The organism is Halomonas sp. DP8Y7-3, assembly GCF_019801675.1.
In the GTDB taxonomy this organism is placed as follows: domain Bacteria; phylum Pseudomonadota; class Gammaproteobacteria; order Pseudomonadales; family Halomonadaceae; genus Halomonas; species Halomonas litopenaei_A.
In genome coordinates, this window is record NZ_JAHVIO010000004.1 from 176284 (window position 1) to 201682 (window position 25399).

At 54.0% G+C, this 25399-nt stretch carries 17 protein-coding genes; all 17 read right to left on the reverse strand.

Translation table 11 applies throughout. From position 1 onward, the window contains the following. Window positions 1–14: 14 nt before the first annotated feature. Complete coding sequence (locus tag KUV86_RS05955; protein ID WP_222484060.1) at window positions 15–1610, reverse strand: glycosyltransferase family 2 protein; 1596 nt, start codon at window positions 1608–1610, stop codon at window positions 15–17. A 1251-nt stretch (window positions 1611–2861) separates the two neighbouring features. Continuing rightward, entirely contained in the window at window positions 2862–3869 is a 1008-nt protein-coding gene (locus tag KUV86_RS05960; RefSeq protein ID WP_222484062.1) for a hypothetical protein, read from the reverse strand. 188 nt (window positions 3870–4057) lie between these two features. After that, the gene (locus KUV86_RS05965; RefSeq protein WP_222484064.1) at window positions 4058–5245 is read right to left on the reverse strand and encodes a glycosyltransferase family 2 protein; all 1188 of its coding nucleotides are present in this window, start codon (window positions 5243–5245) and stop codon (window positions 4058–4060) included. Window positions 5246–5247: 2 nt separating this feature from the next. Further along, on the reverse strand, window positions 5248–6177 hold the full coding sequence (locus KUV86_RS05970) for a hypothetical protein (RefSeq protein WP_222484066.1): 930 nt from the start codon (window positions 6175–6177) through the stop codon (window positions 5248–5250). Window positions 6178–6228: 51 nt separating this feature from the next. After that, window positions 6229–9135 carry a glycosyltransferase family 2 protein gene (locus KUV86_RS20060; RefSeq protein ID WP_222484068.1) on the reverse strand — a complete coding sequence of 969 codons (2907 nt, stop codon included), beginning with the start codon at window positions 9133–9135 and terminating at the stop codon, window positions 6229–6231. A gap of 23 nt (window positions 9136–9158) precedes the next feature. Further along, window positions 9159–9701 carry a dTDP-4-dehydrorhamnose 3,5-epimerase gene (rfbC, locus tag KUV86_RS05980; protein WP_222484070.1) on the reverse strand — a complete coding sequence of 181 codons (543 nt, stop codon included), beginning with the start codon at window positions 9699–9701 and terminating at the stop codon, window positions 9159–9161. A gap of 31 nt (window positions 9702–9732) precedes the next feature. Beyond that, a complete protein-coding gene (gene rfbA / locus KUV86_RS05985; RefSeq protein WP_222484072.1) occupies window positions 9733–10620 on the reverse strand; it encodes a glucose-1-phosphate thymidylyltransferase RfbA in 888 nt (295 codons plus the stop codon). Window positions 10621–11070: 450 nt separating this feature from the next. Further along, on the reverse strand, window positions 11071–11952 hold the full coding sequence (gene rfbD / locus KUV86_RS05990; protein WP_222484074.1) for a dTDP-4-dehydrorhamnose reductase: 882 nt from the start codon (window positions 11950–11952) through the stop codon (window positions 11071–11073). Then, window positions 11949–13016: a dTDP-glucose 4,6-dehydratase gene (gene rfbB, locus KUV86_RS05995; protein ID WP_222484076.1), complete on the reverse strand. Its 1068-nt coding sequence runs from the start codon at window positions 13014–13016 to the stop codon at window positions 11949–11951. The genes rfbD and rfbB overlap by 4 nt, the downstream gene beginning before the upstream one ends. Window positions 13017–13240: 224 nt before the next feature. Next, entirely contained in the window at window positions 13241–14323 is a 1083-nt protein-coding gene (locus KUV86_RS06000; protein WP_222484078.1) for a chain-length determining protein, read from the reverse strand. Window positions 14324–14378: 55 nt separating this feature from the next. Further along, the gene (locus KUV86_RS06005; protein WP_222484080.1) at window positions 14379–15479 is read right to left on the reverse strand and encodes an ABC transporter ATP-binding protein; all 1101 of its coding nucleotides are present in this window, start codon (window positions 15477–15479) and stop codon (window positions 14379–14381) included. 10 nt (window positions 15480–15489) lie between these two features. Continuing rightward, window positions 15490–16287: an ABC transporter permease gene (locus KUV86_RS06010; RefSeq protein ID WP_222484083.1), complete on the reverse strand. Its 798-nt coding sequence runs from the start codon at window positions 16285–16287 to the stop codon at window positions 15490–15492. Window positions 16288–16318: 31 nt separating this feature from the next. Further along, a complete protein-coding gene (locus KUV86_RS06015) occupies window positions 16319–17980 on the reverse strand; it encodes a polysaccharide biosynthesis/export family protein (RefSeq protein WP_261397560.1) in 1662 nt (553 codons plus the stop codon). 146 nt (window positions 17981–18126) lie between these two features. Next, the gene (locus KUV86_RS06020; RefSeq protein ID WP_222484087.1) at window positions 18127–18411 is read right to left on the reverse strand and encodes a DVU3141 family protein; all 285 of its coding nucleotides are present in this window, start codon (window positions 18409–18411) and stop codon (window positions 18127–18129) included. 352 nt (window positions 18412–18763) lie between these two features. Further along, window positions 18764–20677, reverse strand: coding sequence for a sulfate adenylyltransferase subunit CysN (gene cysN, locus KUV86_RS06025; protein ID WP_222484089.1), 1914 nt, complete (start codon window positions 20675–20677; stop codon window positions 18764–18766). A gap of 210 nt (window positions 20678–20887) precedes the next feature. Further along, a complete protein-coding gene (gene cysD / locus KUV86_RS06030; protein ID WP_222484090.1) occupies window positions 20888–21802 on the reverse strand; it encodes a sulfate adenylyltransferase subunit CysD in 915 nt (304 codons plus the stop codon). Between the two features lie 1552 nt (window positions 21803–23354). Further along, entirely contained in the window at window positions 23355–25250 is a 1896-nt protein-coding gene (locus KUV86_RS06035; protein WP_222484091.1) for a methyl-accepting chemotaxis protein, read from the reverse strand. Window positions 25251–25399 lie beyond the last annotated feature (149 nt).

Genomic DNA, 25399 nt, shown 5'->3' on the forward strand with positions numbered 1-25399 from the left:
CGATACGGCCACTATCAGCGTAAAGAGAAGTCTTCATGAACCAGGGTCAGGTTGGGGTTATAGGCGGGATCATGATCGAGCTGCTCTTTCCAGGTGCTGCGCATATACAGCACCTCACCACTGGCTCTGGCCCGCTTGCTGGCGTTGTCATCGGCACCACGAGACTCAGACTCGTGGTGGTACAGCTCGGCATACGGCGTCCATACATTGCGATAACCGGCAGCGCGGACTCGCAAACAAAAGTCGACATCATTGAAGGCGATAGGCAAGTGGCGCTCATCCAGTCCGCCTACCTGATCAAACAGCGACTTTCGAACGAGCAGGCAGGCCCCCGTCACCGCAGAATAGTTCTGAGCCAGCATCAACCGCGAAAAGTAACCGTTAGCGTGACGACTGAAATACTTGTGGGCATGCCCAGCCACTCCCCCTATGCCAAGTACAACGCCCGCATGCTGGATCGTGTCGTTGGGATAGTAGAGCTTGGCACCGACACAGCCGATGTCTGGCCTCACCGCGTGACGTACCATTTCATCTAGCCAATCTTCGTTGATCGGCTCGATATCGTTATTGAGTAGACCGAGCAACTCGCCCCGAGCATGGCGGGCGCCAAAGTTATTGATTCCCGAATAATTGAACGGGTGGTTCCACGCCACTACTCTGACACGCTTATCCGCCGCAGCGACGGTTTTGAGGTATGCCAGCGTTTCTGGACAGCGAGTGTCATTATCGAGAATCAGCAGTTCGAAGTGCGGATAACGGGTGCGCGAGAGAATCGCTTCAACGCAGGGCGCCAACAGATCGATACGATCCTTGGTGGGAACCAGCAGGCTGACCAATGGTAGAGGGTCAGGCAACGGCCAGCGAACTCGGTAGGTATGGGGCAACGGCCCTGGTTCTACCTCAGCCCCGCTGCGGGCCTGTTGCAAATGGTCTGCCACGGCGCGCAGTCCGGCATCGAAGGCGTACTGCTTGGCGTCGCTGCACAAGGCCGTAGAGCCGGGAGAAGCACGCCAGTGATAAAGCACGCGTGGGATATGGACGACGCGATCAGGATCCGCCGCAGCACACACCCTCAACGCAAGATCATGATCCTGACTACCCTCGAAGCCAGGGCGGAAGCCCCCAAGTTGACGTACCAGTTCGATATCAAACACACACAAGTGAGCGATGTAGTTCTGTGCCAACAGCAGGTCTGGGTTATACCCTGGTTTGAAGTGTGGTTCGCAGCGATAGCCACGGGAGTCGATCTTGTCTTCATCGCTATACATGAGCAGTGGCGCGGGAAACAGGCTGGTAGCCTCAAGCACATAGCTCAAGGCGCACGGCGATAGCATGTCATCATGGTCTAACAAGGCGATGTACTGCCCGTTGGCCATGGATAGCGCCTTGTTGCTGGCTGCGCATACGTGCCCATGCTGCTCGAGGCGTGCGAGCTCGATTCTGTTGTCCCTTGCAGCAAACTCCTCAAGCAGGGCAATCACCTGAGGGTCCTGGGAAGCATCATCTACCAGGCACAGTTGCCAATGGGGGCTGTCCTGCCCCAGTACCGATTCAAGGCATTGACGCAGATGAGCCGGCACGGGGTCGTGGACGGGAACCAGAATCGACACCTGCGGTGTCGTAGGGTGACAGACTCTATGGGCGTCGGCTGCCTGGGCCGCACCAGGCACGTCCCGAGCGGAGAACCTGGGGCCGGCCTGTGAACGGACCAACCGCGACTCCCCCTGAACATCCATACGCCCAAACGATCTCTTGTGCTCCAGCATCACCCGCTGTCGACTGCGACTGTCATCGCGAGATCGCGCCCCCCCCGCCTTCCTTTTCGACTGACGGGTTCTTGAACGATCACGTGCGCGGGAGCCACGGAGCCCCTCGGTACCGGCGCGAATTTCCCCAAAATCGGCCTGTCGGCTGGTCGTCCGCCAATTCTGGCGATAGATGACCTCTCCAGCCTTTACCGCCTCACGCGCTGGCAGTGGAGGATGGGCATCTTGCTGCCTGACCGTCTCTTCATCCCGTCTTTCCGCCCGTCCATCCACCCTTTCGAGGTCATATAGGTTGCCCTCACCCATTAGCGTGGCGGACCGAGCCACAACACGATGAACAGGAGAAATCACTGGCCCAACAGGCCAAGAAGATACGCTAGTATCCTGCTCGTCTAGACGCTCCCACGCCTCCTCCCAGCCACGTTCGCGTAACCACTGGGGATAGCTTTGACCCGAACACATCCACTCAAACGTCTCTTCGTAGTCAGCCAAAGCCAATTCACGCCAGTGCCGCCGCTCCAACCTGGCGCGCTGACGACAGCCTTGTATCACACTTGCCCGTGGGACATTTCGCCAACGATGATGCATGTTCACCAGTCGCTGACTCAGACGATCATGGGCAAACCAGGGTGTCAGCCAGACGATACGAAAATGTCTGACGGCAAAGCGACCAGGCGAATCAAGAGGATCAAAGCGTAGGCGTTTCAGCCATCCTTTGACATACACGAGACGCTTACTGATGCGCCCGTTTCGCAAGGGCACTACGAGTGACTCCTCTTCACTGAAGCCACTACCAGTATCAAAATACAGACGTACTAGCGCGTGCCGCTGATCATGGTCCAGGTCGAGTTCAACCATATGCCACCCGGGAAGGGGCAAGTGCCTGCGCTGAAGAAACTGGGGATCATCATCCAAAGCCTCCCATTGCCAGTCGAGACGACCGTTCCCGAGCTTTCCCAAACCACTCCAAGGCCGCCAATACCGCTGAGGATGAACGATAAAGTTCGCTCGCTCAAGAAGTCGTAACACCACCGAAGACGTACTATCCTCACTCATGCTGCGTGCTCAAGTCTGCAGATAGTCTTATGCTCCACGTCAATGTGGTGCCGCTATTCGGTAAGGTTCGATGGGGAAACATTGACCGGTATCTGCGACTCGACACTGCACTTCATCACCCGCTGATAACTTGATCGCCACCTTGAACCCTACACAACCGCTTCTCGGTGCTCGCCAGCTTTGAACATCACTACAGGACTGCGTCGCCGGAACCGTTACCATTCGCTCGCCATTGACTAATACTTCAACAACGACCTGATCATCGGACTCTGTCTCCCACCACGCCCATCCAGAAACACCCTGCATATCACAACGGGTCATCTTGCAGTGAGAAAATCGCAGATTCCTCCGATAGAGTTGCATTCGCACGTCAAAGAGCTTGCAGCAATGCTGATATAGCTCCACTTCCCTAGCATTCAGCTCAAGGAAGTCTCGCTCATCATCTGGATCTATATCGTAGCGTGCACCTAGTCGAGGCGCTGCAAGATTTTCCTGACGCTGAGGAACATCGATGTCATAGCGAGTATTAATAATCTCCAAACTCTCCGAGTAGCGTTCAGTCAGTCCGATGACACCGATAGCTTCAGGCTCGACACCACGAAGCACGGCAAGCTGGCGATTCAAAAAACCCTCGAGCCGGATAAATTCAGCAAAGCTCATTTTGTAACGGTCATGACGTTGATGATGCCAATATTCAGAGGCTGCCCGTTGAAGAGGATCACGAAGAAACGTCAAGGTTTGAGTTGCGCCGCAGACAGGCAAGTATCTGACAGCATTAACGTGCCCGGCCACCATCTTTGCCTGCATGGCAACACAACTGCGGTAAAACTGCCATACATTATCACGCCCCTCGTACATATACTGCCGTACTAAAGCATGAGTGCCCTGAGCCTCAAGCCCATAGTCATACACGATATGTTGGTTACCTAAAGCCTGCTGAACCCCTAAACGAAAGCTTGTACCAGCCGTTTTAGGTATGTGAATAAAAAACAAAGGACCCACGGTCACTTCACTTGATACAGGACATTCTTCTTCATGCAGCTGCATACCCCACACCCTTTTCTATAAGGAGAACCAACGTCCCACAACCCGACAATGAGCTTCTTGGCATTACACTATCGTAGAGATCCAAAAAAGAGTGTGCGCCTGTCACATAATATAGCAACAGTCTCCACCACGAATCCTGATATCTCTCAAGCGCTAAGTTACTATTTTTCTAATAAAAAACTGGAATATCAATCTTCGCCGATAATGGTATTACTATGGCCGCCCAAATTAGATGCATTGGCGTGGGGTGTCACCGTTACCCTGTCGCCACGCTTCAACGGAAGAGAGTGCGTCCAACGAAAACCACAGTATCCGTCCACTGACCTCCCTGAATGTAGAAGATCTGGACGATACATGTCAGCCGAAACACGCCCCACATGCACGCCATTGACAAATATGTTCACAAATAGACCACCCGCCTCACCTTGCAAGTCCGTGATCCAGCCCATCACCGTGGTAGCATTAGATACAATCACGATCCCCCTCAGAGGGCGGCCTAATGGGGTCTCACTGGCTAAGCGCTGATCCAACCCCGCCATTTCTCGTTCAAGGCGACTTAGCTTCCCTGGGTCAAAGAAAAATTGCTCGCCATGGACATCAAGATGCTTGAAATAATTTTCACCTCGCGTAAGGCTAGTGCTAGCTGCACTTCCGCGTCGACATTTAGCGGCGAACTCCTCCTTTGTCTTTACGGCATAGTGATGCACTCGCAAAGGCCCCTTGCGAACATCACCTGTCAAACCACATAATGGGCCAGGCTTAACAGTCTGGCCAGCCCGTTGCGAAAAGTCTAAGATTTCCTTCCCCATGCAATCAACATATTTAAGGTCAGAAATCAACAAGCTGGCGTGAATTCCTAAACTCTTAACATGATCGACTTTGACCAGACTTTTCACATGACGATCTCCTTCAAAGTTAGGGTCGCCCGAGCAGTGAGTAAACCGCTGAAGGACAGGCTCCGGAGTCTTCTTGATTAGGCCTCCGGAACCAAAACATCGCCAGTTAACACAGACACTGCCGACATCACCCGCACCAACTAGCTGTTCAAGGCAGCGCCGCTCCTCCCCATGACGTTGACTTTCGTGCACCAGAAACTCGTCAGCGTCAAGAAACATCACAAATTCAAACTTGCCGAGAGCAATTTCTAACACCCGGTTGTAACAATGCGCTTGAGTATTTTTGGCCAAAGTCGGCTGATATATTAGTTTGAGGCACCCAATTAGCTCCATCGCCTCAAGCAATGATCTCGTGCCATCGTTCGACATGTTGTCAGCTACGATGATATTGTCAAAACCGGCGAGGTGATGCCAGGCCACCCATTCCACCATGTAGTCAACTTCATTTTTTACAATTCCAGAAAGACAAAGCTTCTCCATTGCTAGTTCATCCTCAGCGGTGAGTTGACCAAATCAACAACATCGTTGACGACCCTTGCCCTTACGCATTCACCAGGCAGTACACTTTCATCATCCGGCAAAGTGAAGGAAAAGCCGCAAGCCAAGTTATCGGGTGCACCACAACCCGGATCTGCTTCATTAGCAGTCACTACGCCAATAGAGCGCTCACCAATGAATATCTCGACCTCGGCATGCCGCCCTCGATGAACATATTGAGCCCATCCCTTGACATGCTGCCCATCAAAAGCCACAAGGCTGCCTTGCGATTTCGTTATGCGGGTGGATTCAATATAATCCTCGGGTTCTGGATCAATAAAAGAACGTGCACTATCACGCTGCTCCCTCGATGGCTGGAGAGAACAAAATTCCTCTAATATAGAGAGAAATACCTCTGGATATGCAGTGGCCTTATCATACGACACCAGCATAGCATGAGGGGTGTGGCTATTAATAAAGCCCAAAGTCTTTTGATACTGCGTCAGTGCACGGCCCATCCCCATGGTGACTTGTTCAAGCATGGAGATAGAATTTCTTTGAGCAATCGAGAGTATGTCCTTATAGATAAAGATATAACGCGCATTCGGTACCAGGGCATCAACTTCGGGAAGGTGATCAATGATCGACGGACGCTTCCACCCCCAGTACACATGCTTCATGGAGTATTCGTTAATGATATGCTTCGCCTTGGCAAGTTGATTACGCTCGAATGCTCCAGAAAGACGAACGTCCTCGTAGACCGGATGACTGGCCTGATCCCCCATATAAACGCCCAATCTAGCCAAGACGCCCGCCACCATAGACGTCCCGCCGCGCGCCGTACCAATGACAATAATAGGAGACGTCTTGTCCGACTTAGGGTTTCCGACAACAACGACACCCTTGTTAATTAACGCATTATTTTTAGCCATCATCCCTCCGAGCTCTCTCACTAGCTCCGCTAGTGATATTTAATACGGCAGTCATTATCGTCCACCAATGGAAAAATCCTCGCGACTCTTTGTCAGGCAGGGGTTATAACTTGGATCATGATCGATGATACGTCCCCACGAATTCTTCATATACTCTATTTCAGCATTGAACCTGGCGACTTTTTCAGGATTATCCTCAGCTCCGCGACTAATAGACTCGTGATGATACAACTCGGCATACGGCGTCCAGATGTTACGATACCCGGCAGCGTGTACCTTTAAACAAAAGTCAACGTCGTTAAACGCAACCTTCAATTCGTTTTCGTTAAGCCCACCAACTTCGTTATAAACATCCCTTCTGACCAACAGACAGGCTGCTGTCACGGCTGTCACTGATTGCACCACCTTGAGACGATTGAAGTAACCACCAGACTCTTTGGGAAAGTGCTTATGAGAATGGCCGGCAACGCCCCCCAAGCCTACGATGACGCCTGCATGTTGAATTGTGTCGTTGCCATAATACAGTTTTGCTCCCACGCAACCTACATCCTCTCGGCAGACGTGAGATACCATTTCTCCTAGCCATTCTGGCGAGATGACCTCCACATCATTATTAATCAAACCGATAACACTTCCTTTGGCCAAGGTCGCGCCAAAGTTGTTGATAGCAGAGTAATTAAAGGGATGATCATATCGCACCACAGTAACACGGGAGTCCTCACGCTGAATTTCCTCAAAGAATGCATGAGTCTCCGGCTCAACACTACCATTATCAAGAATAATGATTTCGTAATGTGAATACAGTGTCTTCTCAAGAATGCTACGTACTGCCAACTCCGTAACTTCCTTCTTATCTCTGGTAGGAATCAACATACTCACAAGCGGTGAAGGTTGAGGAATCGGCCACTGCACACGGTAGGTATTTGCCACCATCCCCTGCTGAACCATTGCTCCCTCTATCGCAGAGGACATGAAGTGATCTTGTAATGCCTGGATCCCAGCGGATGTTGTATAGTCTTTTCCCTCTTCAGCCAGTGCTGTGGACCCTTCGATAGCTCGCCAGTGATACAGTACACGAGGAATATGCCGAATATTGTCCGGATGCACGTGGGGCAGACACCTCAAGACAAGGTCATAGTCCTGCGATCCTTCGACACCTACGCGAAAGCCACCAATCTTCTCAACGATCTTTCTTTGATACACACCCAGATGAGAAACATAGTTCTGTGAATAGAGAAGATCCACATTCCAATCTGGTTTAAAATGTGGCTCACAACGCATACCAGCGAAATCAATTTTGTCTTCATCGCTATAGATGATTTGGGCGTCGAGGTGTTCAGAAATTTCTCTAGCAACGAAATACAAGGCATCTACTGCCAGTTCGTCGTCGTGATCCAGCAACGCCACGTACTCTCCTGTTGCAAGAGCGAGGGCATCGTTGGTGGTTTTGGAAATGTGGCCGTTATCTTCTCGCAGATGGTACTTGATGCGTTTGTCTCTCTCACTATACGCCTTCAACACCTTTGACACATGTGGTGACGGAGAGGCATCGTCGACAAGACACAGCTCCCAATGAGGGTACGACTGGGCGATCACTGACTCAATACATTGCGCCAAGAGGTGCTCATCGGTATTGTAAACGGGAACCAAAATCGAGATAACGACCGGTGATGGTATCGTCGAAATGAAATCCTTAATCGTGTCTCTGCTGGGTAAGTCGAGCGTTTCTACCTCATCAATCCATTTTTGGTAGGAAAGCTCGGCCTCATTAACGATGAAGGTCTCGGCGTAATCCTCCAGTAATCGATGGAGGATATCCTCAGGGCCTTCTAGGTCTTTGACTTTGCCTTCTGACTGCGAGATCTTGGCGGGCTCACCATAATGTTCGCCTTCTTCCATCGAGACATCATTGACCGCACCCAACCATATGTCCGATGCCGACAGGCCGGCATACTCAGGGCGACTAGTGGCCAGTCTACTGGCAATGTCCCTGTGGGCGTCACCCTCCAAAATATTATCGATGCACAGTCGCTCGAGTCGAAACAGTCCCTCCCGTTCCCAAGGGTCGAAACGAATATTGACCACATCTCCTGATAGGCGCAGCACCCTCGAGGTGGACATGCCAGACTGAAACGGCACCGGGTAGGACTCATCCTCCGTAAAGCCTTCACCATAGTCGATGTAAAGCTTGGCGACCTGATGCTGGTACTCACCTGTGATAATGAACTCGATTCGACACCAGCCCTCACTCAAGCCATCCTGGGCTCGTCGGCTCACGGTGAAAGCGGGATCAGTTCCATGGGATCGCCAATGGAATTCCCCTTCTAGGCAACGCTCGAGTTGTTGGGCCTCTGTGAGGGTGACAGTACAACCTTCGCAGCACTTGAGAAAGCCATCGATACCCGACCAGGGACGTTCTAACTGAGGTGGGTCGATTCGTCTCAGCACCGGGTCGTCGAGTTGGAATTCTCCCGGTCGGGTCATGGGGTCCAACCGAAGACCTTGCGTCCCCCTCGGAATGTAGACGACAAGGCGTTGCCGCCCAGGCTTGGCAATAGCGCGTGTCCACACGACATCAGGCTGGAAACCGTCCCCATAGTCCAGGTACACGCACTGCTCGACAGCAAAGCGCGCTGAGAACTCATACTCCAGACTAAACCAACCGCCTTGTTTTAAGACAGCCGGGTTAAGCGGTGTCAGCAGAAACTGGGGATCATCACCCACCGCGACCCATATGACCCGATTATCTCTCGTAATCAGCTGCAGTTCGTGGATAGGGAGCAGGTCCAGCCGACTGCTCTTTCTGATGTACTTGTGATACAGGCCGCCCAGATCACGAAGTGGTTTGGTCGCACGCCAACTGAGCGACGTCTGCATACGCCGTAGCCTTGCTGATAACGCCAAATTCGTCAGATCCGGATACTCCGAAGAGGCCTGCCCCTGCCCTGATTCATCATCCACTACTTCCACTCCCTATCTATCATCTAGTAGCCGGGGGCATCGATAAATGCCATCCCTCGTGCGTCTTTGTCAGACACGCGTGGAGTACAGCCACTTAGAGGCCAACCTATCGACAGTGTCTCGTCATCCCAACGAATCGACACCTCATCACCTGGTGCATAGTAATCAGTACACTTGTAAACAAATTCGGCTTGGTCACTGGTGACAAAGAATCCATGAGCAAAACCTGGAGGTACCCACAGCATTTGCCGGTTGTCCTCACTAAGAAAAGCCCCCACCCACTTTCCGTAAGTGTCACTGTGACGTCGCATGTCGACTGCAACATCAAACACCTCGCCCCGAATGACTCGCACCAGCTTTCCTTGTGGTTGCTTAAGCTGATAATGGAGCCCTCTCAGAATATGTTGCTCTGAACGACTATGATTATCTTGCACAAATTGCTGATCGCCGCAGTGCTCATTAAAGAGCTCTTGGCGAAATGTCTCCATAAAGAATCCCCGTTCGTCACCAAACACTTTGGGGGTCATTAGCACAACATCGGGTATTGCCAGCTTCTCTGCATTCATTGACCTATTCCTTCCCCTTATGCTTGGCCTGTCATAGCCCGACTGCCTTGGACGACACCAATTGTTTTAGATAGACTCCATAGCCCGTCTTGGCTAGCCCTGCGGCCTGGTATAAAAGGAATTCGTCACTAATCCATCCCTGAGTCCAGGCAATTTCTTCCAGGCACGCAATCTTCAGTCCCTGACGATGCTCTACTGTCTGTACGTATTGAGCTGCCTCGAGAAGGCTGTCATGTGTCCCGGTGTCGAGCCACGCAAACCCCCTTCCCAGGCGCTCCACGTGAAGGAGGCCACGGTCCAGATATTCGTTATTGATACAGGTGATCTCCAGCTCTCCCCTGGCGGAAGGCTTCACACTTTTAGCAATATCGACAACATCATTGTCGTAAAAATAGAGACCGGTCACTGCATAGGATGACTTCGGGCGTGTCGGTTTTTCCTCGATCGATATGGCACGGCCGTTTTGATCGAACTCGACGACACCAAATCTCTCGGGATCCTTAACGAAGTATCCAAAGACAGTAGCTCCACGGCATTGATCCGACGCCCTCAGCAGCTGCTCTGAGAAATGTTGCCCGTGAAAAATGTTATCTCCCAAAACCAAACAGACCGGATCACTGCCGATAAAGTCCTCGCCAATGATAAACGCCTGGGCAAGGCCCTCGGGTTTCGGCTGAATGGCATAGTTAAGGGAAACACCGAATTTTTCACCGTTCCCCAGTAGCTGACGGTATACGGGTAGATCCTCAGGCGTGGAAATTACAAGAATGTCGCGTATTCCCGCCAACATCAGAACGGATAGCGGATAGTAAATCATTGGCTTATCGTAGACCGGAAGCAGCTGCTTCGACACGCCGTGAGTAATGGGATGTAGACGTGTGCCGGAACCTCCGGCAAGGATAATACCCTTACGATTCATGGTGAAGACCTCTGGGGATACTGACCACTGGGCACGCTATTTTTATAAGCGGGTTGGCTAACATATTCAGTGCGGTGTCGACGACATACAGGACAAGGTAGAAACGCGACGAAGGGGAGGACGGGATTAAACATCAAGGAAAGCAGAATAATATCGTTGGACAGACTGAAAATCTGTCTTTCTAAAGAACTTACTGACCAGTTATTTACTTTACTACTTTTAAAATCGTTTGACTGCCCCTCAAGCACATGGAGCTATATCGACAATATAGAGAAGCCAGTAGTGGAGTGTGTTGTGTAAGACACACACCTTTCAGCCAACGTAAAGTGAGAGTGATAAGCTCAGATGGACACAGGCAACCTGCAAATTAGCGTCAGGAAAGGCGCTACTCAGAGCCGCGAAAATACGCCCCCTTCCAGAACGCCAACAGCATTAACTTCGAACGCTTTCCTATTTCAGGTAATCTGTCAGGGTTAGCGCCAGCTGTTCCTTCCAATGTGGCAGTCTCACTCCGAAGGTGCTCTCAGTACGGCGAAGACAAAGACGGGAGTTGGAAGGGCGCGTCGCCGCGGTGGGATATTCGCTTGTCGCAAGAGGCACCAGCGCCGCCTCATCTATCGCGAGCGGGATATTCGCCTCTCTCGCTAGACGAAAGATCTCTCGGGCAAAACCGTACCATGACACCTCTCCTCTTGGGGCTAGGTGAAACATTCCAGTTAGTTCCTGGTCATCCAGATATCGCTGCCAAGCCCATACCGTCATGTCCGCAATCAAACGGGCGGGTGTCGGTGAGCCTACTTGGTCATCAACGACAGATAATGATTTACGCTCACGACCAAGTCTCAGCATGGTCTTCATGAAGTTGTTGCCCCTAGCGCTGTACACCCAGCTGGTACGGAATATCTGGCTTGCACAGCCACTGGCCTGCACCGCTTTGTCGCCTGCCAATTTGGACTGCCCGTAGTAGGACAAGGGTCCTGTCGGACTATCTTCCTTCCAGGAATGCTCTCCATCGCCTGGGTACACATAGTCGCTAGAGTAATGCGTCAGTAATATGTCTCGCTCGGCACAGTATTTGGCTAGACAGGCTGGTAACCCAGCGTTGAGTCGAAAGGCAAGCTCGGTCTCGCTCTCTGCCTTATCCACTGCGGTGTACGCCGCGGCGTTTATCACCCACTGAGGATGATAATGGGATAGGTAGGCGCGCACCTGATCTATATCGGCGAGGTCGAGTTCGGGCCGGGAGGGTGCCTGCACGTCAGCATGAATCGCCAGAGCCTTGCGCAACTCGTGCCCTACCTGACCAGACGCTCCCAGCAACACTACGCTCATGTCAATACACCCAGCCGCTCGGCGCGGTAACTTCCATCCTGGACTGCCTTCCACCATCGCTCATTGGCAAGATACCAGGAGACGGTCTTGCGCAAGCCTGATTCGAAGGTCTCGCGAGGTTCCCAGCCAAGCGTTCGCTGTATATAGGAGGCATCGATGGCATAGCGCCGGTCATGCCCTGGACGATCATTGACGTAGGTAATAAGGTCCCGATAGTGATGTGTTGACGGCGCCATCTCCATCAGAAGGTCGCAGAGCATGTGCACCACTTCCAGATTGGTTTTTTCGTTATGACCACCAATATTGTAGGTGTCACCCACTACTCCCTCCGTTGCTACCTGCACCAAGGCACGGGCGTGATCTTCCACATATAACCAGTCCCTCACCTGCCCTCCGTCACCGTAAACGGGCAAGGGACTTCCTTGTAGCGCTTTGAGAATCATCAACGGAATCAACTTCTCGGGAAAGTGGTAAGGGCCATAGTTGTTGGAGCAGTTAGTGATGATGCAGGGTAAGCCATAGGTACGTAGCCATGCTCGAACAAGATGATCTGATCCCGCTTTGCTAGCCGAGTAAGGTGAGCTGGGGGCGTAGGGGGTCTGCTCAGTAAAAAGGCTACCATCATCATCCAGGTCTCCGTACACCTCATCCGTAGAGATGTGATGAAAACGAAACCCCCTGGCTTTGTCTTCTTCGCTTTGCTTGGTGCGCTCCCAATACGCACGTGCCACCTCAAGCAGTGTCAGCGTTCCCACTACATTGGTCTGGATAAATTCCCGCGGACCATCAATGGATCTATCGACATGACTTTCGGCTGCCAGGTGCATGACAACATCCGGCTGATATTGTTCGAAAATTCTCGCCATGGCGTCATCATCACAAATGTCGGCGCGCTCAAAGGTGTAGCGAGCGTCATACGCCACGGAGGCGACAGAGGCCAAGTTCCCGGCATACGTCAACTTGTCGACATTGATGACGCGGTGAGAGGTATTAGCAATCAGCTCTCTGACTACGGCCGAACCGATAAAGCCAGCCCCCCCGGTTACAAGAAAGGTCTTGGTCATATAGCGCCTCTGGTAATCGTGCAAGTGATCGGCCCAGTGCCGTGGACAGCATCCTTTCAGGATGACCACTGCTAGCCGGGAGAAGAAGATAGTAGTGCGATTGAAGCTGGCCAGGCATAAGGGCCATCAAGATATGATTCAGTAATCGATTTAAAGGAGTCAGAGGTGTTAGTATTCCGTAGAGTTTGTTATGCGCCATGGCCAAGTTAATTCCTGGCCTTACGTTAGTCTCTATGATCCTGAACAATCATCCACAACATGCTAGCAATGAAAGCAATAAATATTGCTACGATAGAGAAGATTGAAAGATTATAGAGCCGTTCTGGCTGTGTCGCATATTCTGGTAGAAGTGGGCTCTGCAACACGCTCACTTGCTTCAACTTGCGAGCAGCCTCTATACGGGTCCCTTCCAAGGCAGTCAGTGCGCTCGAGTAGGTTTCCTGTGCAAATCTGGCACGCAACTCAAGCCGCTGATATTCAGATGATAGCCGGTTGAGAGAATCTCCTGTTGCTTTGGCCAGCCGTTCCTGCTCTCGATCGATCTGTTGCCGTAGCGCTGTGATTTCACTCTCTACTCTGACCATGTCTGCCGAGCGTTGGCTCGAGAAGCTGGCCAAGGCACTCCTCCGTGCCTGCATTCTGGCCAATTCACCTTCAAGACTTGCGACAACCTGATTCAGGCTGTCAACCGTTGATGTCGGGGATACCAGTCCATGTGTATTCTGATAATCGAGTAGATCTTCTCGACTCTGATCAAGCCTCAGAGAAAGACGTTCAACCTGCACTTCAAGAAACCTTACCTGTTCTTCAGCGAGCCGTTGCCCGATTTCATTCATATGCGACTCGCCTGCCTCGAGCAGAAGGGACGTTAGCCGCTGAGCAAACTCAGGAGTAAACGCTTGTACTTCAATCTTTAGAACACCTGCATAGTCATCGAGTGACACGCGCACACGCTTTAAATAGTACTCGTGCATGTCTTCTATCGGTGCGTCCGCGTTCCATAACCTTGCTGGAAAATCTCCATGTTTACTGTAGTGGGAACGTAAATCTAACTGTCTGTCCGCCAATTTTAGCATATCGACAGAGAGTAAATACTCTCTCAAAAGCAGCATATCGCTGTCGACATTCGCGCCGGCCAGAAGACTTGAGAAACTAAACGTTTCAGGCGCAATTTGCGGACTTTCCAGTACCACAACGGCTTCAGAAACATAGCGATCCTCAGCCCATACAAGCCAGTAGAACGACATGAACAGAATCGCTAAAGAAACCACAAACCAGTGTGGGCGTCCCATCAACCATCGCAACATCGTATTTGTTCCTTGGTGGCGATACCCCGGCGGATGCTATCCATGGGGCCTATCTTCATGGTGATGTTCCATGACGTTGATGTGCCGGGTCCCTTGCTTGAATCGCTCGGCGAACTTCGTGCAGACGGTCCCGCGCGATATTGCGACGTAGGACTAAGCTTTCATGCAACTTTCCGTCAGGCTGAACATCGCCAGCCGTGGCAGAGCCCCCTAACTCGTCCAGGCGTGCCTGCCAGCGCATCATTGTATGGCGCCGCCGCCTCAGCAGCCTTCTCAACGCATCAAGAGGCATTTGGTCAAGCCCTTCCGTCGGCTTAGGGGAACGGAATGATGCCACTTTATCATCGGCGGGCTGACGCTCGGGGTGTTGCTGTTCGGCGTCCGGTAGAGACGTCTCAGGACCAGCAATAGCGGTTGACGATTCTGATAGGCCTGGAGCCACTTGAGGAAACATGGCCGTTTCAGTGAGGTTAGTGGTCGTACGTGACCCAAGTACCTGATCGCTGTCACGATGGTACACGGCGATAGCATCATTAATGTCATCGAACCAGAAGGCCTGGCCTTCCTTCAAATAGATCCCAGCCTGGCAGAGTTCTCGCAATATGCCCTCGCTGTGAGAGACCATGATCAGGCTTGATCGGCCTACACGTTCCTTGAAGGCTTGAGTGGCTTTGGCCCTGAAGGCACGATCACCTACGGATGTGGCCTCATCCGACAAATAGACATCAAAGTCGAATGCGAGCGAAAGACCAAAGTTGAGCCGGGAACGCATACCACTTGAATAGGTACGGATTGGCTCATCAAAGGCTTCGCCAAGCTCGGCAAATGTCGCCACGCGCCGGATAACCTCACTGACATCCCTGCCAGCCCCATGAATGCGCGCTACAAACTTGACGTTCTGGCGCCCAGTCAAGCTTCCCTGAAAACCGCCCGCCAGTCCCATCGGCCAGGACACCCTGACGTGACGCCGGATGCGTCCACGTTCTGCGGTATCCATTCCCGCAATCAGTCTAAGCAACGTCGACTTTCCTGCGCCGTTTCGCCCCAGCACACCCACACTGACCCCTGCCGGAATCGTCAGATGGATGTCCCTCAGCACCCAGTCCCTGACCAAGTGATGGTGATATCGCTTATACAGATGCTCTATTTCTATCATGGCGTCGTAGTCAATGCGCCATCAGACGGTGCTTAAAACGAAGGTGCAATATCAACCCAAGTGACATCAATGTCAGGGTCACCAGCCAGAAATATACTGCGCTGCCCCCCGCCACCGGCCAGTAGGAAACGAAAAAACCTTTTCTTAGATGTTCTAACCCATGTACCACAGGATTCAGTAACAAATACTGTTGCGCCCAATGGGGAGCCACCTGAATCGGAAAAATGACGCCAGACAGGATCAGCATCGGCATCATTGCCATTCTTAGAACAATGGCGACTTCAGCCACCAAGGTGGCTAGCACTGATACGATCAGCCCCAGTGCTAGCCCCAGCACCCACAGCGCCAGCCACCAGGATAAAGCTATCAGCGCATCGTCAGGGGCCATAGCATCGACCTTAAGCAATAGGCCACCAGCAATAAAGAGGAGAAAGATAAAAGACCGTAGCAGCCCTTCTAAGCCCACCCGCACCATCACGGGATCGATAGGCAGCACCTGCCGATAGGCAAATAGTGCCTGATTCGCCCCTATAGCTCCCATGCCTCTGGTCATGCCTTCTCGCACAAGAAAGAAACCCATTAAGCCGACCACCATCCAGGGCAGAAAAGGGGCACCTATTATCAGACTGTCCGCATGTACGAAGCTACGGATGGCAACCATGATAAGCGTGAACAGAATGGGTTCTGCCACCATCCAGAACCAGCCCATACGGTCCGTCATGGTGCGGGCTATCGCCTCCCGCAGGAAAAGCGCATACCACACACTGCGGGTCACCACCCAGGGATGACGCGTTGCCGCACGACTCATGCCGGTACTCTCCTCCAGGTCCGCTGCCACTCTACAGATCGACCGCTACCTTGGTAGCCACGGCAATCTGGTAGAGAATCTGCGTCAGGCTCGTCGCCAGCTGGAGATTCTTGGTCGGTACCTTGGGCATCACCAGAATTTCATCTCCAGGCTGGAGCGCGACATCATCCGCATTTCGCACAGCGCCGTTCTGCCTCACCACCAGAATATGGTCGTCATCCCCCCTCTGCGTCAGCCCGCCTGCAGCCTCAAGATAGTGATCAAGCCCAGCTCCCGTCTGAAAGACCATCGCCTGGGGAACGACGACTTCACCGCTGATCAGCACCGAGTCAGACGCCTCGGGCAGGGTTACCACATCACCATCCTGCAACCTGATGTCCGCAACCCCTTGATCACTTGCCACCACGAGCCGCCCACTAGGCTCCAGCTGACGGGCACGAGCTACAAAGGTCTGAATCAACTCAGCCTCACGAACACGGATCTGCGCTTCCTCGTCAGTAGCGGATGATGCCCCGAGATAGGTTGTTTCCAGACGACGCAGGCTATCTTCCAATGCCTGCTTCTGCTGGAAAGCGACACTTTCTCGACGAATCGAGACATTGCCGCTGGCAGACAGGTTTCGCTGGACGGCGACCGCATCCAGCAACTCACCCAAGCGAGCGTCGATAGGGAGAGCAAATCGAGACGGCCCCATAAAGCTCCCTTCCAACGTCACCACAATGGTGTCTTCCTGATGGTCAGCGCTGAAGATGACCTCATCGCCGGGCCTGATCTGGCGGCCCGCAAACTCCGCCAGGGTCAGATACGTCGCCATCGGGCCGGTCGCTCTCTGTCCCCTGAGTAGAGCGTGTGATACCCCACTTTTCAGGCGCGCCAAAGTGACCAGCTCACTACCACTCAACTGGTTCGTCAACAGCTCGTAGCGATAGGCACGCTCGACGTCTCCCGTTACCGCAATCGACGGCCCACGCTCCTCCACCACGATGGTGTCGCCATCGCGGAGCTGGGGCCGAGCAATACTGCCATCCAGGAGAAACCGATAAAGGTCGAAGCTGGCTAAGTGCTGCCCTTGGCGCATCAGCTTGACCCGACGATAGCTGCCAAGAGCGTTGTCGATGCCGCCGGCCTGATCAAGAAAGTACAGGATCGAGTCTGATGGAGTGCCTGCGTAGCGACCCGGGCTATGAACGTAGCCGGTCACATAGACGCCCACGGGCTGGACACCCTGGAGATTGGTGTAGACCTGCACATTGTCGGGATAGATGTTCTGAATGGCAGCCCGCACCCTGGCATCCAGCTCACCATGACTCAAGCCTTGCACCGCAAGCGGCCCTATAGAGGGCAGAAAGATATTGCCCTGCGCGTCCACAGGTATCACGCGATCAAACTCTACCGCCCCCCATGCCCTCAATGTCACCTGGTCACCGGGCTTGATTCGGTAGTCGCGATTCAAGCCGTCCGCCATAGTGCCGCGGAACCCTCCCGCGAAAAGGTTGTCGCCAAAGGGCGGCAACAGGTCAACGCTAGGTGTTGTACTGGAGATAGGCGAAGAAGCCACGGGACCATAGTGATCGTTATGCCAGTTTGTGCGGGGCCGGTCGTCGATCGCCTCAACACCTTCCTGCCGTTGAGCGCCTGGCAGAATGTCGTCTGGCAGCACCAGGCTCTGTGCCATGGCAGCGATCGGCAACATAATGAGCCACACCATCACCACGAGAGCCATGGTGTATTTCAGCGAGCAGAGCCCGGCTCGACAGCTCTCACTGTCACCGTCCGCTTCTGCTACTTCAGATCTATTACCCAGCTTGCGTCCCTCGCTCGTACCGTCCATGTACGCCATCACCAGGTCTCCGCTCCGTTAAACAGCGCTGTCACCAATCGATCACTGGTCCAGTTACCTTGCTCACCCCGGCAGGCCACCGCCACCATTCGCTCTGCGTTGGCGCGTCGTATCGTGAGATGACGGCAGATTCGCCGACTCGCAGCAAAGTAGGGGGCATCTGCCTGTACCTCGGCATTGGCTCCCCAGGGGCTGCTCGGCAAGACCGTGACGCTACCCGCACTAGCGTCTGTCAGAAACCGTGCCAGCGATGCATCTAACGACCGCCCAGTCGGTGTAGCCATAATGCTGGCGTCCACACGGGTCGGCGCCATAGGCGAATGAGTACATCCCCCCAGGGTCCACAGCAACAGCAGTGCTAAGGCAGACAGTCGTATCTGACTGCGCTGGTGCACTGCCCTGCTGGCAGCGCTTATTGCTCTTCCTGCCCCCACCCCTACTTTCATCCCTTTAGCATCCATCGCATCTACCTTTCGTCCCCTGCATTGTCCGGCCATGCTTCTGAGCTCGCGATAATCTCGCTTTCTGTGGTATATCTGCACAAACAGGAAAGCGTGTTTAACAGAAATGTATAACCCCGACATCACCGTGACAAAAACACTGAGATTGTCTCGCCAAATGGCTTTAGGTAGACGCTTACATATACTTCAGTAACTTCGCAATAATGTCCTTCTCGCTCATCTTCTCAGTATCCACAACGATTTCGGCATCGACGGGTGCTTCGTAGGGGCTGTTGATGCCAGTGAAATCGGCAATTTTTCCCTCTCTTGCCTTTTGATACAGTCCCTTAGGGTCTCTTTTCTCACACACATCCAGGGGCGTGTCCACGAACACTTCTACAAAACCATCCTGATCGAACAGGGCTCTAGCGGCTTCTCTGTCTGCGCGAAAAGGTGAAATAAACGCCGTTATCACAATGACGCCGGATTCTGCGAAGAGACGTGCTACTTCACCGACTCTCCGAATATTTTCTGCTCTATCTCTCTCATTCATCCCGAGATCTTTGCACAGCCCGTGACGGATATTGTCTCCATCGAGAATCATGGTGTGATAGCCACGTCGATTCAGTTCGACTTCCAGAGCATTCGCCAATGTGGACTTGCCGGAGCCAGATAGACCGGTGAACCAGACACATCGGCCAGCATGCCCATTGGTTCGCTCACGCATGGCCTTGGTGACCGTGGTGCGGTTCCAGACCACGCTGGCTTTGCTGTCATGATTGCGAAACTCATACGGCAGTTCGCTATCCACAGGGCTATGAATCATGCCTGCACCAACGGTCAGGTTGGTGAGCCGATCAATCAGTATGAAACACCCGGTGCCCGGGTAGCGGCGGTAGTCATCTACTGGCACCTCGGCTGTCAGCTCCAGGCGGCAGCGCGCAATGGCATTGAGATCGAGCTGTACACCATGTCTTTGCTCCAAGGTGTTGACGTCGATCAGGTAATCAATGGCCACTACCTTCCCGGCCAGGTCTCGCGTAGCCAGCTTGATGTCGTAGAGCTTGCCGGGTTCCAACGGCGTTTCATGCATCCAGACGATATCGGCTTCGAAACCATCGCATAGCGTCACAGGGTCATCGGCAGCTACGATCCAGTCTCCTCGCGAGACATCGATGTCGCCAGCCAGAGTGACCATGATGGCCTGCCCCGGAAACGCAGCCTCGAGATCCCCATCCATGGTAACGATTCGCTTCACCTGGCTCGTGGTGCCCCGGGGCAGGACTCTGATCGTGGCACCTGCCGTCAAGATCCCGGACGTCAGCGTGCCGGCATAACCGCGAAAGTCCAGGTTAGGACGACTGACGAACTGCACGGGCAAGCGCAGGTCACGCAAGTTCTGGTCATGCTGCAATTCCACCGTTTCCAGCAGCTCCAGTAGGCTCGGCCCGTCGTACCAGGGCATCTCGCTACTTGGCTCCACCACATTGTCACCCTTGAGCGCTGAAATCGGCATAAAGCGGATATCCCGAGCGCTGACGCGATCGACAACTGACTGATATTGTTCAACGATCTCTTGATAGCGCCGCTGGTCGTAGCCCACCAGATCCATCTTGTTGATCGCTACCACCAGATGTTGAATACCTAGCAGGTCACAGATGAAGCTATGGCGCCGTGTCTGGGTCTGCACACCATGTCGCGCATCTATCAGGATAATGGCAAGACTTGCCGTCGACGCCCCAGTCGCCATGTTGCGGGTGTACTGCTCGTGCCCAGGCGTATCAGCAATGATGAACTTGCGCCGGTCGGTGGAGAAAAACCGGTATGCCACATCAATGGTAATCCCTTGCTCTCGCTCGGACTGCAGTCCATCGACAAGCAGGGCAAGGTCCACCTCATCCCCCGTCGTGCCACTGGTCCGAGAGGCCTGAGTGATGGCCGCCAACTGATCCTCATAGATCATCTTCGAGTCATGCAGCAGGCGGCCGATCAGGGTCGACTTTCCGTCATCCACGCTGCCGCAGGTGATAAACCGCAGCAGGTCCTTGTTCTCATGCTCGTGAAGATAGCGCTCGATATCGCTGGCAATCAGCTCGGACTGGTGAGACATGCAGAATTCCTGTTGAAAGAGAGGATGCCGCCATGCAAAACGGCCGGCGGGTAAGCGCGGCAGCAACGCTGCCCGGGCAGAGCTAACATCCACGGGTTGACCACCGCGCTCGGGGGTCGAGGTGCCGTCATCTCGATGCTTGCAACCTGGAAGCAGCCGCTGCGGCGGCCTATATCTGCTGCCAAGTAGGCGTGTTGCTACGACGTGATGTCAGAAGTAGCCTTCGCGCTTCTTCTTCTCCATCGAACCGGCCTGGTCATGGTCGATAGCGCGGCCACTTCGCTCGCTGGTGCGAGTCAGCAGCATTTCCTGAATGATCTCGGGTAGTGTCGCGGCCCGTGACTCGACCGCGCCGGTCAGCGGGTAGCACCCCAGGGTGCGAAAACGCACCCAGCGCTGTTGAGGGACTTCATCATGGGCCAGGGGGAGGCGTTCATCGTCCACCATGATCTGCATTCCGTCTCTGTCGACCACCGGGCGTGGCGCAGCGAAGTACAGCGGGACGATGGGAATCGATTCGAGGTGGATGTACTGCCAGATATCCAGCTCGGTCCAGTTGGAGAGAGGAAATACGCGAATCGACTCACCCTTGTTGATCTTGGCGTTGTACAGACTCCATAGCTCGGGACGTTGGCTCTTGGGCTCCCAGCGATGGTGGCGGTCACGAAAGGAAAAGATGCGTTCCTTGGCACGGCTGGCTTCTTCATCACGCCTAGCACCACCGAAAGCAGCATCGAAACCATGCTGGTCCAACGCTTGCTTGAGTGCGGCAGTCTTCATCACATCGGTGTACTTGGCACTGCCATGGTCAAACGGGTTGATGTTGGCAGCGACGCCTTCCTCATTGATGTGCTCGATAAGCTGCATGCCTGACTGCTTGGCCATGAGATCCCGGAAGGCGATCATCTCCCGAAACTTCCAGGTCGTGTTGACGTGCATGAGGGGAAACGGAGGCGTCCCGGGAAAGAACGCCTTGCGAGCCAGATGCAGCATCACCGACGAGTCCTTGCCAATCGAGTACAGCATGACGGGCCGACGAAACTCGGCCGCCACCTCTCGGATGATATGGATCGACTCAGCCTCGAGTTGTCTCAGGTGAGTCTGCCTGTCGGGTGCTAGATCCATGGAAGCTAATCCTCAAGAAAGCAGAGGCCGGCCTACGCCTGCCTGAAATACGGTCGCAAGGGGGTCATCAGAAAAGTGATGAGAGATGACATCGGAAGTACAGGGAAACGGTTCGGCCATGGCGCGTCGGCGAGACAGCTGGGGTGAAGATGGGGGACCGGCTGCCATAGCAAGAGGAGAAGTGTCAGAAGCCTCCAGGTCGAAAGAGCAGGACCGGCGGAGACACCGTCAGGGGCCTGCGGCGGCATGGGAACAGCAGGTTCGTGAACGCCATGCCAAGGTGCCCTGCCAAGCCCTCTTTTTCTGATCCTGTTTTCTGCCCCTGTCTTCTGGCCGTTACCTAACAGCAGCTACTTCAGCCCTTATCTTGGCGCCTGTGTGATGGCGCCTTGAGTGATAAGGCTTATGTGTTAACGCGTCGTTGCCAGACTCTGACGTGCCGATGGGACGATATATACGTGAACAATGCTAAAAGCACGCTACCGCCCCGGGGATGTCACGGACGTTTCCCCTCGCCCACTTCAGTGCCCAACAGCACTTTCTGCACATTTTTTCTGTTACGCGGCTCTTCATACACTTTGAAACAAAAGAACCGTCTTACGTTACAACCGAGGATGTTAATGATCTTGTCTGTCATCATCCAGCCAACCCTGCCATTCACTACGAAAATAAAACGACTTCGGCATAATGAGTAATCCAGCGACATACAATTATGCCGATACAAATAAACATGAACTTCACGCCCCGATAACGAAGGCGAAAAGGCATCGACAAACGCATGAAAAATTACAAAAAATGATATATAAAACAACAAGATACAAACAATACAGAAAAAGAAAGCCTCGTATAAGCACAGTAATCGCATTATTTCCTACGACTGTTGTACATATAACAACCTCAGCGCTTTGCTGAATGGAACTAAGCCATGGCGATGGCTAAGAGCACGGCGTGATGGCACGGGAGAAGTGAGGATGCTTCATTCGAAGTTGATTATGCAAAGCTGGCGAGTAATTAAAAAAACCACGTCATCACACTAATATTTTAACGTGATGGGATTAATATATTAATTTCTATAATTTTAAAAAAACCGTTCACCCCCTCGTCCTTAAGGACAATCATCGGACACACATTGGCTCTACGGCATTAAACGTAGGAAGTCGACGAAAGTCAGACGCCAATGAGTAGGGGAAGCATGGAAGGGCCGCAGCCTCGATCGGCAAGCGCGAAATGACATTGACACGATATCGACACAACAGACCTTTGGTACCTACATTTCTCATTCCCCCTGTGCACTTAGCCGTAAACCCGAGTCCTGAATGACCAGCCCCGACGCCGGCGGCGGGGCGCCATCGACACTCAGCCCTATGCCTCAGTCACAAGTACGATGCCCATCGCTCCCCTGGCCTGGCGACGACTCCAGATGTCCAGGGAAGCGACGGGCACGCTGACCCATCATTCTCAGAGCACTCCGCCCTTAGAACAGCCCCTCGGAATAGGCGCTTCTTATAAGCATCGTTCCTCCGTAGGATGGTCAGCGGGCTGTCCCCAAGGGTTAGACGGCCGTAGCAGCGGAGCCACTAGTGGACGACGACAGATCAGGCATATGTGCCGGCGATGGCCCTCTGGTCTGGGTCAAGGTCGCGGGTGTTCCCAAGGTAAATCCCGAGACGAGCTGACCCAGCCGGTCTGCCTGCTCCAGCAGACGTTCGGTGGCAGCAGTGGACTCTTCGACCAGACTGGCATTCTGCTGAGACATACGATCCAGCTCAGCGACGGCGATGTTGACCTGGGCGATGCCCTCGCTCTGCTCATCGGCAGCCACGCTGATTTCGTCAAGGCTCAGGGCGACGCGCCCCACCTGGTGAACGATTTCGTCCATGGTCTGGCCGGCCCGACGCACCAGTTCCGTGCCACTGGCGACTCGCTCGCCGGACGTCTCAATCAGTCCACGAATTTCTCGTGACGCATCGGCTGAGCGAGTGGCGAGCTGGCGCACCTCGCTTGCTACAACGGCGAAGCCGCGCCCATGCTCACCCGCTCGCGCGGCCTCTACCGATGCATTCAGCGCCAGCAAGTTGGTCTGAAAGGCGATCCCATCCATGACCTTGACGATGGCGCCGATCTGGCTTGACGACTCGGTGATGGACTCCATGGTTGTCACCACCTCAGCGACTACCTCGCCGCCCTTCTCGGCCACTCCGGACGCTTCACCCGATTGGCGCCGAGCCTCCCTGGATGATGCTGCAGTATGCGCCACGGTACTGGTGATTTCTTCGATGGATGCCGACGTCTGCTGCAGGCTCGAGGCCGTCGACTCGCTGCGTCGTGACAGGTCCTGACCGCCTAGCGCAATCTCGCCTGCGGCCACGCGCACGGACTCGCTGCTTTCGCGAATGGTGACCATCACCGCCTCCATGCGCGACACAAATCGATTGAAGGCGGCGGCAATCTGCGCCACTTCGTCCTTGCCACTTTCAGGCAGGCGTCGGGTCAGGTCGCCATGGCCACTGGCCACATTCACCATGGCATCCCGAGCGGTGGACAGCCGCTTAAGCGCGAAGCGAAGCAATACACCCAGCACTAGCAGTGCCACCAGGCCAACGATCAGCAGCGTCCAGATCGACGCCTGTGTCACCTGGGCGAGACTGGCACCGGCTTCCTGGCTATCCAGGGCGATCACCAACTGCCAATCCGTGCCATCAATGGACGTGGCGTACAGCTTGCGCAGACGCTCATCGATCTCGACCTCGATCGGCGACTGCTGTTCACTCAGGCGGACCAGGAAGTCTGGCGTGAGGCGCTCGGCAAGCTCGCTGGCCGGGACCAGGCTAAGCGACGCGTCGGGATGTGCGACCAGCTTGCCGTCTCCATCCACCAGAAAGGCAAAGCTGTTAGGCGTGGGTGCGATCCCCTTCACGACATCGATCACGCTGTCGATCATGATATCCCCACCCGCTACCGCTTCCAGGCTCCCCTGACGATAGAAAGGTGTGGCGAAGGTCACCACCAGCTTACCGCTATCAGCATCCTTGTAAGGAGGTGTCACCACCGTGGACTCCGCGGCCACCGCCTGGAGGTACCAGGGGCGTTGCCGCGGATCATAGTCCGCGGGCGCTTGCCAGCCATCTGAAAATACTGCTTCGCCACTTGATTGGTGGGCCATATAGGTTGCGTAGAACCCACCCCCTGCCTGAAGCTGCAGTAGCGCGCTCATCGGATCCGCTACGGCCACCGCTGGCGCCAACGCCTCGAGCTGCCGGCCATGACCGATGACCCATTCGTCGATGGCGGCTTTGTTGCCCTCGGCAACAGACGCCAGCTGCTCACCGACCTGGCGCTCCTGATGATGCTGAAGAATGCTGAAGTTCACTAGGCCGTTGATCACCAGGGCCGCCAGGATGACGGCCACGGTGGTCAACAGGAGCCGAAATCTCAATGAATGAATCATGTCGCTCTCTGTCAGGGGGGTGGGCCTCGCGTGAGCGAGGTCGACAGAAAGCTCTATCGGCTATTTCACACTCACCTTTAATCAACGCAGGTAAGGTCTATTAACGGCCTAGCAGGCCGGTTCATCACGACCCCCATGAGCATTCGCCC

What these genes read in the sequence shown, in the direction of transcription:
- KUV86_RS05960 (WP_222484062.1), bottom strand. Translation starts at nt 3,869, where the DNA reads ATGCAGCTGCATGAAGAAGAATGTCCTGTATCAAGTGAAGTGACCGTG.
- KUV86_RS05965 (WP_222484064.1), bottom strand. Translation starts at nt 5,245, where the DNA reads ATGGAGAAGCTTTGTCTTTCTGGAATTGTAAAAAATGAAGTTGACTAC.
- KUV86_RS05970 (WP_222484066.1), bottom strand. Translation starts at nt 6,177, where the DNA reads ATGATGGCTAAAAATAATGCGTTAATTAACAAGGGTGTCGTTGTTGTC.
- rfbC (WP_222484070.1), bottom strand. Translation starts at nt 9,701, where the DNA reads ATGAATGCAGAGAAGCTGGCAATACCCGATGTTGTGCTAATGACCCCC.
- rfbA (WP_222484072.1), bottom strand. Translation starts at nt 10,620, where the DNA reads ATGAATCGTAAGGGTATTATCCTTGCCGGAGGTTCCGGCACACGTCTA.
- rfbD (WP_222484074.1), bottom strand. Translation starts at nt 11,952, where the DNA reads ATGAGCGTAGTGTTGCTGGGAGCGTCTGGTCAGGTAGGGCACGAGTTG.
- rfbB (WP_222484076.1), bottom strand. Translation starts at nt 13,016, where the DNA reads ATGACCAAGACCTTTCTTGTAACCGGGGGGGCTGGCTTTATCGGTTCG.
- KUV86_RS06000 (WP_222484078.1), bottom strand. Translation starts at nt 14,323, where the DNA reads ATGTTGCGATGGTTGATGGGACGCCCACACTGGTTTGTGGTTTCTTTA.
- KUV86_RS06005 (WP_222484080.1), bottom strand. Translation starts at nt 15,479, where the DNA reads ATGATAGAAATAGAGCATCTGTATAAGCGATATCACCATCACTTGGTC.
- KUV86_RS06010 (WP_222484083.1), bottom strand. Translation starts at nt 16,287, where the DNA reads ATGAGTCGTGCGGCAACGCGTCATCCCTGGGTGGTGACCCGCAGTGTG.
- KUV86_RS06015 (WP_261397560.1), bottom strand. Translation starts at nt 17,980, where the DNA reads ATGTTGCCGATCGCTGCCATGGCACAGAGCCTGGTGCTGCCAGACGAC.
- KUV86_RS06020 (WP_222484087.1), bottom strand. Translation starts at nt 18,411, where the DNA reads ATGGCTACACCGACTGGGCGGTCGTTAGATGCATCGCTGGCACGGTTT.
- cysN (WP_222484089.1), bottom strand. Translation starts at nt 20,677, where the DNA reads ATGTCTCACCAGTCCGAGCTGATTGCCAGCGATATCGAGCGCTATCTT.
- cysD (WP_222484090.1), bottom strand. Translation starts at nt 21,802, where the DNA reads ATGGATCTAGCACCCGACAGGCAGACTCACCTGAGACAACTCGAGGCT.
- KUV86_RS06035 (WP_222484091.1), bottom strand. Translation starts at nt 25,250, where the DNA reads ATGATTCATTCATTGAGATTTCGGCTCCTGTTGACCACCGTGGCCGTC.